General features: G+C 72.5%; 12 protein-coding genes. 11 read left to right on the forward strand and 1 reads right to left on the reverse strand.

Annotation, left to right across the window (positions count from 1 at the left end):
• Positions 1-73: 73 nt before the first annotated feature.
• From ACGFZS_RS40355 to ACGFZS_RS40385, 7 genes are all read left to right on the forward strand, one after another.
• Positions 74-1,537 (forward strand): MFS transporter, encoded by a 1,464-nt coding sequence (locus ACGFZS_RS40355; protein ID WP_393799314.1) that lies wholly within the window; start codon positions 74-76, stop codon positions 1,535-1,537.
• 173 nt (positions 1,538-1,710) lie between these two features.
• The gene (locus ACGFZS_RS40360) at positions 1,711-2,118 is read left to right on the forward strand and encodes a hypothetical protein (protein WP_393799315.1); all 408 of its coding nucleotides are present in this window, start codon (positions 1,711-1,713) and stop codon (positions 2,116-2,118) included.
• 92 nt (positions 2,119-2,210) lie between these two features.
• Positions 2,211-3,035, forward strand: coding sequence for an SDR family oxidoreductase (locus tag ACGFZS_RS40365; protein ID WP_393799316.1), 825 nt, complete (start codon positions 2,211-2,213; stop codon positions 3,033-3,035).
• 180 nt (positions 3,036-3,215) lie between these two features.
• Entirely contained in the window at positions 3,216-4,796 is a 1,581-nt protein-coding gene (locus ACGFZS_RS40370; RefSeq protein WP_393799317.1) for a methylmalonyl-CoA mutase family protein, read from the forward strand.
• Positions 4,796-5,188, forward strand: a complete 393-nt coding sequence (locus ACGFZS_RS40375) for a cobalamin B12-binding domain-containing protein (RefSeq protein ID WP_393799318.1) — start codon at positions 4,796-4,798, stop codon at positions 5,186-5,188. Before ACGFZS_RS40370 ends, ACGFZS_RS40375 begins: the two co-directional genes overlap by 1 nt.
• Positions 5,189-5,273: 85 nt before the next feature.
• A complete protein-coding gene (locus ACGFZS_RS40380; RefSeq protein WP_393799319.1) occupies positions 5,274-6,230 on the forward strand; it encodes a TIGR03564 family F420-dependent LLM class oxidoreductase in 957 nt (318 codons plus the stop codon).
• Positions 6,227-7,282 (forward strand): CaiB/BaiF CoA transferase family protein, encoded by a 1,056-nt coding sequence (locus tag ACGFZS_RS40385; protein ID WP_393799320.1) that lies wholly within the window; start codon positions 6,227-6,229, stop codon positions 7,280-7,282. The genes ACGFZS_RS40380 and ACGFZS_RS40385 overlap by 4 nt, the downstream gene beginning before the upstream one ends.
• Here ACGFZS_RS40385 and ACGFZS_RS40390 read toward each other — a convergent pair.
• Positions 7,259-8,260: a 2Fe-2S iron-sulfur cluster-binding protein gene (locus ACGFZS_RS40390; protein WP_393799321.1), complete on the reverse strand. Its 1,002-nt coding sequence runs from the start codon at positions 8,258-8,260 to the stop codon at positions 7,259-7,261. The genes ACGFZS_RS40385 and ACGFZS_RS40390 overlap by 24 nt on opposite strands.
• Positions 8,261-8,357: 97 nt before the next feature.
• On the opposite strand from ACGFZS_RS40390, the gene ACGFZS_RS40395 reads away from it, so the two are divergent.
• From ACGFZS_RS40395 to ACGFZS_RS40410, 4 genes are read left to right on the forward strand one after another with little or no spacing between them, the layout of a single operon-like run.
• Positions 8,358-9,836 (forward strand): class I adenylate-forming enzyme family protein, encoded by a 1,479-nt coding sequence (locus ACGFZS_RS40395; protein ID WP_393799322.1) that lies wholly within the window; start codon positions 8,358-8,360, stop codon positions 9,834-9,836.
• On the forward strand, positions 9,814-10,731 hold the full coding sequence (locus tag ACGFZS_RS40400; RefSeq protein WP_393799323.1) for an acyl-CoA dehydrogenase family protein: 918 nt from the start codon (positions 9,814-9,816) through the stop codon (positions 10,729-10,731). The genes ACGFZS_RS40395 and ACGFZS_RS40400 overlap by 23 nt, the downstream gene beginning before the upstream one ends.
• Positions 10,718-11,806: an acyl-CoA dehydrogenase family protein gene (locus ACGFZS_RS40405; RefSeq protein WP_393799324.1), complete on the forward strand. Its 1,089-nt coding sequence runs from the start codon at positions 10,718-10,720 to the stop codon at positions 11,804-11,806. Before ACGFZS_RS40400 ends, ACGFZS_RS40405 begins: the two co-directional genes overlap by 14 nt.
• Position 11,807: 1 nt before the next feature.
• Complete coding sequence (locus ACGFZS_RS40410; protein ID WP_362596469.1) at positions 11,808-12,593, forward strand: enoyl-CoA hydratase/isomerase family protein; 786 nt, start codon at positions 11,808-11,810, stop codon at positions 12,591-12,593.
• Positions 12,594-12,606 lie beyond the last annotated feature (13 nt).

Genomic DNA, 12,606 nt, shown 5'->3' on the forward strand with positions numbered 1-12,606 from the left:
TCCGGCAAGGCGCTTCAGGCCGTGTCTGTCCGCGGCGGCTTCCCGCGCCCCCGACCGTCCACGGAAGGCCCCCATGTCCCAGACGCAGACCGTTCCGCCACAGGCGGACGACAGATCCCGCTCCACCACACGCAACGTGCTCGTCGTCGTCGCGCTGTTGTGGACAGTCCAGCTCGTGTCGCTCGTCGCCGCGCTGTCCGGCATCGCCCAGGCCGACGTCGCGATCCACTTCCAGACGACCCAGATCGCCTGGTTCACCCTGATGACCCTGCTGACCGGCACCTTCTTCCTGCCGTTCATGGTCAAGGGCGCCGCCCTGTTCGGGAAGAAGCGCGTCCTGCTCGTCGCCACCGGGCTCGGGTTCGCCGGCGACCTGCTCGCCGCCGTCGCCACCGACTACCGCACCCTGCTCATCGGGCGCGGTCTCGCCGGTGTCTACGCGGCCACGATGCCCATCGGGTACGCCATCACCCGCGACATCTTCCCGCGCCGCTGGGTCGGCATCGCCAGCGGCATCCTCGCCGGCGGCGTCGGCCTGGTCGCCTTCGGCGGACCGTTCCTGGCCGGCTGGCTGCTCGACGACTACGGCTTCCGCGGCGTGCTGTGGTTCATGGCCGTCAGCACCGCGGTGAGCTTCGCGATGGTCGCCCTCTTCGTCCCGGAGAGCCCGGTCCGGCAGAGCGCGGGCCGCATGGACTGGACCGGCGGACTCCTCCTCGGCGCCGGGGTCACCGGGCTCGTGTACGCGGTGGGCGAGGGGGCCGACTGGGGCTGGGGCAGCGGGAAGTTCATCGGCTTCGTCGCGGGCGCGGTGGTCGTGCTGATCGCCTTCCTGCTCGTCGAGCGCCGGGTGGCCGAGCCGCTGTTCCCGCCGGCCATGACCCGGCGCCGGCCCGTGTGGACCGTGCTGCTGGCCACGTCCGTGGCGGCCGGTTCGCTCAGCGCCGTCGGCGTGGTCATCCAGCTGCTCGTGCTGATGCCGAACATCCCGCACGTCTCCGAGGGCCTCGGCTGGTCCGGTACCCACAACGCCATCGTCACCAGCCCGATCAGCGCGATGATCATCGTCGGGGCCGTGGGCACCGGCTGGGTCGCCCGCCGCGTGGACGCCCGGATCCTGCTGGCCATCGGCTCGGCGTGCACGGTCATCGGCTACGGCATCGGCACCCACCTGCACCACAACGGCCCGCAGATCGTGGCCTGGGGCGTGCTCGCGGGCCTCGGCACCGGCATGGTCGTCGCCGTCGTCCCCATCATGATCATCGAGGTGGTCTCGCCCGCCGAACAGGCCCTCGCCAACGGCGCCCAGACCCTCGCCCAGGGCGTCGCCCAGATCATCGTCTCCCAGCTGGCCTTCGTGGTCATGGCCCAGCACGGGGTGGTCCTCAAGGGCACCCAGTTCTACCTCGACCAGGGCTTCACCAACGGCCTCTGGCTCGTCGTCGGATGCTGCGCCCTCGGGACGGTGCTGGTCGCGCTCGTGCCGAGGAGCCGGCGGCTCGGCGAGGCCGAGACCCCGGTCCCGCAGACGGTCTGACGTACGCACCCACGGGGTGGAGCGGGCTACACCCGGGATCCGGGAGCCCGCTCCATCGTCGCGTCGGGCGGGGGACGGGATCGTGGTCGGCAGAGATCGAGAGCACCTGGCTCTCGTGCCGAGGAATTCCGCCGGTGGCCGCGAGCGCGCCGCCGTCAGAAGGGACCGACCCCATGGCCGTCGACCGACGCCGCCGTTTCACCGTCCTCGCCACCACCGCAGCCGCCGTCGCCCTGACCGCCGCCCTCGCCACCGGATGCGACCCCGACGACTCGCTGGACTGCCTCACCAACGCCGACTCGATCGCGGACAGCATCACCGCCATCAACAAGGCCGGCGCCGACGCGATCGAGGACCCGACGCGGACCGAGGAGTCCATCACCACCATCGAGAAGAACCTGGACAAGATCAACGACAAGAGGGACGACAACGCGGACCACGGCAAGGTCGACAAGGCGGTCGACGACCTCAACAAGGCGATCAAGGACTACAACAAGGCGATCCTGAACGGCGACACCCATCCCGACTCCAGCAGGATCGACGCGGCAGCCGACCGGCTCAAGAGCGTGTGCACGTCCTGACACGGTCTCCGGGTCCGGCCCCGCCGGAACCCGGAAACCGCCACCCGAGAGACACTCGTCCTGTGACGAGTGTCTCTAGTGAGGAGTGGCGCATGACCACGGTAGGTATTGCCACCGGTGCCGGTCGCGGGACCGGGCAGGCATGCGCGAGCCGCCTGGCCGACTTGGTGGACGTGCTGTTGCTCGTCGACCGCGACGAAGCCGCCGTGACCGCGTTCGCGAAGGACCTGTCGGGCCACGGCGGGCGGGCCGTCGCCGAACCGTTCACGGCGGACACCGCCGACCGCGACGACATGGCCCGGCTGGCCGCGCGGGCCGGGGAACTCGGCACGCTCCGGGCCGTCGCGCACGCCGAGGGCGTCGCTCCGGAGGAGGCCGACTGGCGGGGCATGCTCCAGGCCGACTTCGTCGCGACCGCGCTGGTCGCCGAGGCGCTGCGGCCGCTGGCCGGCGCCGGGACGGCGTTCGTGTACCTGGCCTCCGTGTCCCCGCTGATCGCCCATGTCGACCCCGACCCGGCGGTCGCGGCCGTCCTCGACGATCCGTTGCAGGAGGACTTCCTCGACCGGGTCCGCGAGGCGGTGGGCCCGGCGATCGAGGATCCCGCCTGGGCGTACCCGTGGGCCACGTACGGTGTGCACCGCTTCGTCCGCGCCGAGGCGGTGCGGCTCGGACCGGTGGGCGCCCGGGTGTGCTCGGTGTCGCCCGGTGCGATCGACACTCCGCAGACGCGGTTCGAGATGGCGCGGCACGCGTCGGTACGGGAGCTGGTCGAGAGCACGCCGCTGGGGCGTGTCGGCCGGTGCGAGGAGGTCGCGGCCGTCGCCGCGTTCCTGCTGTCGGACGAGGCGAGCTTCGTGACGGGCGTGGATGTCGTGGTGGACGGGGGGTTGTGCGCGGCGGTGGGGGAGGAGTGAGGCGGTAGCACCCTGTGGGGGGTGGCGTCGGGGGGTGCGCGGCTGCGGGCGCGTGGGGGCTGGTCGCGCAGTTCCCCGCGCCCCTGGCGGGGCGCTTGAGTCACGTGACTCGCGGCGCGTAGGGCAATTCTCGCCAGCGGTATTGGCATTCTCTTTTTGTGCAAGTAGCGTATCCGGGCGATGGATGACTTTGTGCAGACCTCGTCCGGCATCCCGCTGAAGCCGGTCTACGGACCGGCGGACCGGGGTGCCGAGCCGCCCGTGCCGGGTGCGTTCCCGTTCACGCGCGGCAACTACGCGTCCGGGTACCGGGGGCGGCTGTGGACGCTGAGGCAGTACTCGGGGTTCGGCACCGCCGAGGAGTCGAACCGGCGTTACCACTACCTGCTGGAACAGGGCGGGACGGGCCTCTCCGTGGCGCTCGACCTGCCCACCCAGTGCGGTTACGACTCCGACGACCCGGAGGTGAGCGAGGAGGTCGGCCGGGTCGGGGTCGCCGTCGACACGCTGGCCGACGCCGAGGTGCTGTTCGAGGGCATCCCGCTGGACCGGATCAGCACCAGCTTCACCATCAACGGCACGGCGGCGATCCTGCTCGCGTTCTACGTGGCCGCCGCCGAGCGCCGGGGAGTCCCCCGGGCGAAGCTCACCGGCACCATCCAGAACGACATTCTCAAGGAGTACGCCTCCCGGGGCACCTGGATCTGGCCGCCCGAGCCGTCACTCAGGCTGATCGCCGACACCATCGAGTTCTGCGCCGCCGAGGTGCCGAGATTCAACGCGATCTCGGTGGCCGGGGCGCACTTCCGGGACGCGGGCGCCAACGCCGTGCAGGAGATGGCGTTCACGCTCGCGGACGGGGTGACGTACTGCGACACCGTGCTGGAGCGCGGCCGGATGACGATCGATCAGTTCGCCCCGCAGGTCTCCTTCTTCTTCTACACGCACGGCGACTTCTTCGAGGAGATCGCCAAGTACCGCGCGGGGCGCAGGCGTTGGGCGTCCATCGTGCGTGAGCGGTACGGCGCCGCGTCCGACAAGGCGGCCATGTTCCGCTTCGGCTGCGTGGCCGGCGGCGCCTCGCTGTACGCCCCGCAGGCCCGCAACAACACGGTCCGGGTCGCCTACGAGGCGCTCGCGTCCGTCCTCGGCGGGGTCCAGTCGATGTTCACCGCCGCCTGGGACGAGCCGTTCGCCCTGCCCAGCGAGGAGTCGGCGACCCTCGCCCTGCGCACCCAGCAGATCCTCGCCCACGAGACCGGCGTCGCCCGGGTCGCCGACCCGCTCGGCGGCTCGTACTTCGTCGAGGCGCTCACCGACGCCACCGAGGAGCGGATCGTCGAGATCATGGCGGATCTGGAAGCGCACGGCGGCATGGTCCGGGCCATCGAGGACGGCTATCTGCAGGGGCTCATCGCCGACGAGGCCTACCGGATCCACCAGGAGGTCGAGGCCGGCACCCGCCCGGTCGTCGGCGTCAACCGGTACGTCGACGCGGACGAACCCGCCCCGGAGATCGCCACCTACGAACTCGACGCGCGGGGCCGCGAGACCCAGCTCAAACGCCTCGCCCGCGTCCGGGCCGAACGCGACCCGGCCGACGTCCGGGCCCGGCTGGCCGCCCTCTCCCGGGCCGCCGAGGGCACCGACAACCTGATGGGCCCCCTGATCGACTGCGCCAACGCCTACTGCACGGTCGGCGAGATGGTCACGGCGCTGAAGAACGTGTGGGGCGAGTTCCGGCAACCGGTGGTGTTCTGATGGGGATCCGCGTGCTCATCGCCAAGCCCGGCCTGGACGGCCACGACCGGGGCGCCAAGATCGTGGCGCGGGCCCTGCGCGACGCGGGCTTCGAGGTCGTGTTCACCGGCATCCGGCAGCGCGTCGACGACATCGTGGCCACCGCCGTCCAGGAGGACGTGGCGATGGTCGGCCTCAGCATGCTCTCCGGCGCGCACCTGGCGCTGACGGCGAAGACGGTCGAGGCGCTGCGGGCCGCGGACGCCGGGGACGTCGCGGTCGTCGTCGGCGGCACGATCCCGCCCGCGGACGTGCCGCGGCTCAAGGCCGCGGGCGCGGCGGGGGTGTTCCCCACCGGCACCCCGCTGGACGTCGTGGTCGCCGAGGTGCGCGCCCTCACGGCGTCCCCCTGAATCCCCCCTGAATCCCCTCTGAATCCCCTGACTTTCCCCGGCTCCTCGCAGGAGCGGGGCCCGCACCCGGACAGCTGGAGGGAACGTGCGGATCGGTGTCATGATCGGGCCCGAGCGGGGCGACTCCGCCCGCAAGGTGGCGCGGATGCTCACGGACGTGGAGTGGGCCGAGTCGGCGGGCCTGGACACCGCCTGGATCCCGCAGATCCCCACGGACTTCGACGCGTTGACCGCCGTCGCGCTGATGGGCGCGCGCACCTCGCGGATCGAGCTGGGCACGGCCGTCGTACCGCTGCAGGCCCAGCACCCCGTTGCGCTCGCCCGCCAGGCCCTGTCCACGCAGGCGGCCACCGGCGGACGGCTCGCGCTGGGGGTGGGCCCCTCGCACCACTGGATCGTCCAGGACATGCTCGGCCTGCCCTACGAGCGCCCGGCCGGGCTCACCCGTGACTACCTCGACATCCTGGACGCGGCCCGCCGCGGCCCCGGCCCCATCGACGTCGAGAACGCCACCTACACCGTGCACAACCCGCTCGACCTCGGCCCCGTGGCACCCCTGCCGGTCCTGCTCGCCGCCCTCGGCCCGGTCATGCTGGCCCTCGCGGGCGAGCGGGCCGACGGGACGGTGCTGTGGATGGCCGACGAGCGGGCCGTCGCCGAACACGTCGTCCCCCGCATCACCAGGGCCGCCGAGGCCGCCGGACGTCCGGCACCGCGCATCGTCGCCGGAATCCCGGTCTGCCTGTGCCGACCCTCCGAGGTCGACGCGGCGCGGGAACGCGCGAACCGGATTCTCGGCGAGGCGGAGATCTCGCCCAACTACCAGCGACTGCTGGAGTACGGCGACGCCAAGGACGTCGGCGACCTGTGCGCGGCCGGCGACGAGGCGGCCGTCGCGGCCCGGTTCCGGCGGTTCGCGGACGCGGGCGTCACCGACCTGTCCGTACGCCTGCTGCCCCTCGGCGACGGCCGCGAGGAACTGGTCGCCTCCAAACGCCGCACCCGGGAGATGATCGCCGCCCTCGCGGCGGAGTTCCGGTGAACCCCGGACCCCTGGCCGGGCTGCGGATCCTGGAGGTCGGCCACATCCTCGCGGGTCCCTTCGCCACCATGCTGCTCGCCGACCTCGGCGCCGAGGTCACCAAGATCGAGCCGCCCGGCGGCGACCTCTCCCGGCAGGTCGGCGACGCCTACTTCGCCAGCATCAACCGCAACAAGCGCAGCATCCGCCTCGACCTCACGACCGGGCAAGGGCAGTCCAGGCTCGGCGAGTTGGCCGCCGACGCGGACGCGCTGCTGGTGAACCTCAAGCCGTCGGTGATCCGGCGCCTGGGCCTCACCTACGACGCTCTGCGCCGCTTCAACGAACGGATCGTCTGCGTGGCCGTGACCGGCTACGGGCTGGACGCGGGCGACGACCCGGCCTTCGACTACGTCATCCAGGCCGCGACCGGCGTCGCCGCGCTCACCGGGGACCCCGACGGTCCGCCGACCCTGCCCGGCTACTCCTCCGCCGACAACTCGGCCGCCCTGACCGCCGCGTTGGGGCTGCTGGCGCAGATCGTGTCCGGGCGCGGCGGCCAAGTGGAGGTCGCCCTGCGGGACGTGATGCTCGCCCAGCTCAACTACCGCGCCGCCGCCTACCTCAACGACGGCGTCGAGCCGCGCCGCATGCCCCACGGCGCCCACTCCTACTACGTACCGGCCCAGCTCTTCCCCACGGGTGACGGGTACCTGGCGCTGTTCGTCACGCACGACGGCTTCTGGCGCGCCTTCGCCGCCGAGGCCGGGATCGACGGCTTCCCGACGATGGCCGAGCGGGCCGCCCGCCGCGACGAGGTCCTCGCCGCCGTCACCCGGGCCCTGGCCGCCGACACGGCCAAGGGCTGGGAGGCGCGGCTGCGCCCGCTCGGCGTCCCGGCGGCAGCCGTGCGCACCCTGCCCGAGGCACTGGACGCCACCCCGGAGATGATCGTGCGGGCGGGCGGCTTCCGGCTGGTCGGCAGCCCGGTCCGGGTCGCCGGATACCGGCCCGAGTTCCGGCCGCCGCCCCGCCTCGGCGAACACGGCTCACTCGTAGTGGACGGTGACTGACCCCTCGTCCGGCACGCCCTGGCAGGTGAGGACGTATCCCTCGGCGACCTCCTCCTCGGTGAGGACGTCGTTCACCCGCATCGTCACGCTGCCCTCCGTCACCCTGGCCATGCAGGTGGCGCAGTTGCCCGCCTCGCAGGAGAACGGCGGGGTCAGACCGGCCCGGCGGGCGCTCTGCAGGAGGGTCTCGTTCGGGTGCTTGGGCACCGAGACGCGGGCGCCGCCCAGCAGGACGGTGACGGTCCCGGTGTCCTCCGGCGCCTTGGTGCCGTTGACCGCGGGTACGGCCGTACCGCCGCCGAAACGCTCGCTGAAGACCCGCCCCGGACCGGGCAGCGCCGCCTCCACCAGTTCCATGAAGGGCTCCGGCCCGCACACGTACGCGTCCGCGTCGGCGTCCTCTCCGACGAACTCCCGTATGCCGTCCGGGTCCAGGAACCCACGCTCGGCATCGAGATGCCGTACGACCGTCAGCCTCCCCGGGTACCGGGCGGACAGCTCCTCCAGCACCGAGCGGAAGATCGCCGCGTCCCGGTCGCGGTCGGCGCAGAGCAGCCGGACGCTCCGCCCGGTGCCGGCGAGGGTGCTCTTGGCCAGGGAGAGGATCGGGGTGACACCGCTGCCGCCGCTGAAGCCGAGGAGCGGTGTCCCGGCCGGGCGTAGACAGAACTTCCCCCGGGGCTCGGTCAGTTCGAGTTCGTCGCCCTCGCCGACGCGGTCGAGGAGCCAGTTGGAGACCCTGCCTCCCGGGACGCGCTTGACCGTCGTCGTCAGCTCGGTGTCGGACTCCGGAGCGCTCGACATCGAGTAGGAACGCAGCAGGTCCCGCCCGTCGACCCGGACCCGGAACACGCAGAACTGCCCGGCCAGATAGGTGAACGGGCCGTCGTGCGGGTCCAGCACGAAGGTCCGGGCGTCGGCGGTCTCCTGGACGATCTTGACGACGGTCGCACGCCGGAACAGGGCCGGGCTCGCCATGGACGCCCTCCTCAAGCTCTGGTATCAAGGTTCTGTCCCAATGAGAATACTATTCTCACCTGGTGAAGGGGACCCTCTCAACGGGCGGGAGCGAGAGATGACCGAACGGGCCGCGCTGGTCTTCGAGGACCGGGAGTACAGCCGCGCCGAGCTGACCGCGCTCGCGGACGGGCTGGCCGCGACACTGGCCCGGCGGGGGCTGCGGGCGGGGGAGCGGGTGGCGCTGATGTCGTCCAACCGGCCCGAGTTCGTGATTGCCGTGCAGGCCGTCTGGCGGCTGGGCGCGGCGGTCGTCCTGCTCAGCCCGGCCTGGAAGCGGGGCGAGGTGGAGCACGCCCTGGCCGTCACCGAACCGGGCCATGCCGTCGGCGACCATCCGGTGCTCGACGGCCTGATGCCGATGCTGCACCTGGACGAGCCGATCGTGCCGGGACGGGCGGACGAGGTGCCCGTCGACCAGGACGCCGACGCGGTGCTGGTGTTCAGCTCGGGCACCACCGGGATGCCCAAGGCCGTCCGCCACACCCACGGTTCGCTGGCCGCCGCCGTCCGCCACTGGCGGGACGCCCTCGGCCTCACCGACCGCGACCGCCTGCAGATCGCCACCCCGCCCTCGCACATCCTGGGCCTGCTCAACATCGTCACGGCCCTCGAAACCGGCGCCCGGCTGCGGCTGCACCGCCGCTTCGACCTCGACCGGCTGCTGCACCACATCGAACTCGACCGCATCACCGTGGAGATGGCCGTCGCCCCGATCGCGCTCGCCCTCGCCTCCCACCCGAAACTGGAGTCCTACGACCTGTCCTCGCTGCGGTACATCATGTGGGGCGCCACGCCGGTGACCCCGAGCATCGCCGAGACGGTGACCCGGCGGACGGGCGTCGCCTGGGTGCCCGCCTACGGGGCGAGCGAACTGCCCGTCATCGCCTGCAACCCGCTCGACGGGGCCCGGCTGGACACGCCCGGGCGTCCCGTGCCCGGGGTGCGCCTTCGGGTCGTCTCGCTGGACACCGGGGAGCCGGTCGGACCGGGCGTGACCGGGGAGATCGAGGTGCGCTCCGCGTCCCTGATGGCCGGCTACCTGCCGGCCGAGGCCACGGCCGACGCCCTTCACGACGGCTGGTACCGCACCGGTGACGTCGGCAGCGTCGACGCGGACGGCTGGGTGTACCTCACCGACCGCTCGAAGGAGATGATCAAAGTGCGGGCCTTCCAGGTGGCCCCTGCCGAGGTCGAGGCCGTCCTGCACGGTCATCCGGCGGTCGCCGACTGCGCGGTGTTCGGCGTCCCCGACGGCGCCGACGGGGAGGCGGTCGTGGCGGCGGTACGGCGGGCCGCGCCCGTCGAGGCCGCCGAACTCGTCGACCTGGTCGGCAGCCGGCTGGCCTCCTACAAACGGCCGCGCCGCGTCGAGTTCGTGTCCGAGATCCCGCGCCTGCCCTCGGGGAAGGTGCTGCGGCGAGTGCTCAAAGAGCGGGTCCTCGAAGAGCGTGTCCTCAAAGAGCGGGTCCTCAAAGAGCGGGTCCTCAAGGAAGAGCTTCTCAAGGAGCGCGATGGACGTACGGCTGACAGCTGAGCAACGCCAACTCCGGGACGCGGCGGCCCGCCTGGCCGACGACCTGGGGCCCGGCTCGGTCCTCGCACTGGACGACGCCGACCGGGTCGCCCGGCTGGAGAAGGCGGTGGAGGCCACCGGCTGGCGGGCGTTGCGCTCGGACGGCGCCTCCGGCGTCGAAGTGGCCCTGGTGGTGGAGGAGTTCGGGCGCGGACTGGTCGACGTACCGTTCCTCGGGCCGGTACTCGCCGACGGCCTGGCCCCCGGGCTCTCCTCGGCGACCGTGGCCGTGCCCGGCTCGGTGGCCGGTCCCGCGGCCGGTCGGGCGTGGGACACGCGCGGCATGCGACACGCCGTGGCCCTCGCGGGCAACCGGGTGCTGTCCGCCGGGATCGGCCCCCTCGCCCCCGGGGCCGACCTGACCCGCCGCACCGCCGAACTGCGCGGCGCTCCCGAGGAGATCGGCACGGTCACCGCCGAAGCGGCCCACCGCTGGCGGGCGTTGGCCCTGGTCGCCACCTCCGCCGACCTCGTCGGCGCGGCCCGCGGCGCGCACACCCTCGCCTGCGACTACGCCAGGATCCGCGAACAGTACGGCCGGACGATCGGCTCCTACCAGGCCGTCGCCCATCTCCTCGCCGAAGGACTGGCCCTGATCGAGGGCTCGGTCAGCGTCCTGCGGCACGCGGCCTGGGCCGTCGACGAACTGCCGCCCGCCGAGGCCCTCAGGGCCGCCCGGATCGCCAAGCTCTACTGCGCCCGCGCCGCCCGCACCGTCTGCGAGACCGCCGTCCAGGTGCACGGCGGCATCGGCAACACCTGGGAGTGTCTCGCCCATGTCCATCTGCGCCGGGCGCTGACGTCCGCCGACCTGTTCCCCGTGCGCCTGGAGGAGATCGACCGTGGACTTTCGTGACGCGCCCGAGGAGGCCGCCTTCCGCGACCGCCTGCGCACCTGGCTGGCCGAGCACGCCGGCGCCTTCCCCACGTCCGGCGACGCCTACTGGGCCCGCCAGGGCGACTGGCACCGCGCCCTGCACGCGGCCGGATTCTTCGGCCTCTCCTGGCCCGAGCGGTACGGCGGCCACGACCTCCCGCCGGTCTACGACGTCATCCTCGACGAGGAGTTGGTACGCGCCGGCGCCCCGGCCCGACCCAGCCTCGGCTACCTCGTCCAGGGCCTCGGCCGGCACGGCAGCGAGGAACTGCGCCGCCGCTTCCTGCCCGGCATGATCGACGGCACCGAGCGCTGGTGCCAGGGCTTCAGCGAACCCGGCGCCGGCTCCGACCTCGCCTCCCTCACCACCCGCGCCACCCGAGACGGCGACACCTATGTGGTGAACGGCCACAAGATCTGGACCAGTTACTCCGACGTCGCCGACTGGTGCCTGCTCCTCGCCCGCACCGACCCGGACGCACCCCGCCACCGGGGCATCTCCGCGTTCGTCGTCGCCATGGACCAACCCGGCGTGGAACAGCGCCCGTTGAAGATGATGAGCGGGGTGACCAAGGAGTTCGGGCAGGTCTTGTTCGACGGCGCGACGGTGCCCGCGGACCAGATGGTCGGCGCGCCGGGGGAGGGCTGGGCGCTGGCCATGACCGTCGTCGGACACGAGCGCGAACCCTCCACCCTCGGTTTCTCGGCCCGCTACGGGAAGATCGTCGGCGACCTCGTGGCCCGCACCCCTGGCCCCCCGCCGCCCGAGCTCGCCTGGGCGATCGTGGAGACGGAGATGCTGCGCCTGCACGTGCGCCGCAGGCTCTCCGAGCAGCTCGACGGCGTCTCCCACGGCCCCGAGGGCTCCCTGGACAAGCTCCTCATGACCTGGACCGAACAGACGGTGGGCCACGCGGCCCTGGCCGTCGGCGGCACCGACGACCCGGAACTTCTGCACACCTACCTCTACAGCCGCGCGCAGAGCGTCATGGGCGGCACCTCGCAGATCCAGAAGAACATCATCGCCTCGCGAATCCTCGGACTGGGAGCCTGACATGACGGACGGTCAGCACATGTACGACATGCCTGCGGAGATCGAGGTCCGCGCGGACGGGCCGTTGCGGATCATCACCCTCAACCGACCCGACGCGCTCAACGCCGTCAACGACCCGCTGCACACCGGCCTCGCCCGGCTCTGGCCCCGGCTCGCCGACGACCGGGACGCGCGGGCCGCCGTACTCACCGGAGCGGGAACGGCGTTCTCGGCGGGCGGTGACTTCGGCTACCTGGACGAGATCAGACAGGATCCCGACCTGCGGGCCAGGACCATCGCCCACGGCCGGGACCTGGTCCTGGGGATGGTCCGCTGCCGGGTCCCCGTCGTCGCCGCCGTCAACGGCCCCGCCGTGGGCCTCGGTTGCAGCCTGGTCGCGCTCAGCGACATCGTCTACATGGCCGAGTCCGCCTACCTCGCCGACCCGCACGTCCAGGTCGGCCTGGTCGCGGCCGACGGCGGCCCGCTCACCTGGCCCCTGCACACCAGCCTGCTGCTCGCCAAGGAGTACGCGCTCACCGGCGCCCGTATCCCGGCCGAGAAGGCCGTCGCCCTCGGCCTGGCCAACCATGTGGTGGCCGACCCGCTCGCCGAGGCGACCGCCTGCGCCAAGCGGATCGCGGGACTGCCCCGGCAGGCGGCGGAGAGCACCAAACGCATCCTCAACCTGCACCTGGAACGCGCGGTCCTGGCCACCCTCGACTACGCCACGACCGCCGAGGAACAGTCCTTCCAGACCGACGACTTCCGGGACACCCTCGCCCGCCTCACGAACCGGGAGAAGTGAGGCGGGCGCCCCA

Source organism: Streptomyces sp. NPDC048288 (assembly GCF_043201555.1).
Taxonomy (GTDB): Bacteria; Actinomycetota; Actinomycetes; order Streptomycetales; family Streptomycetaceae; genus Streptomyces.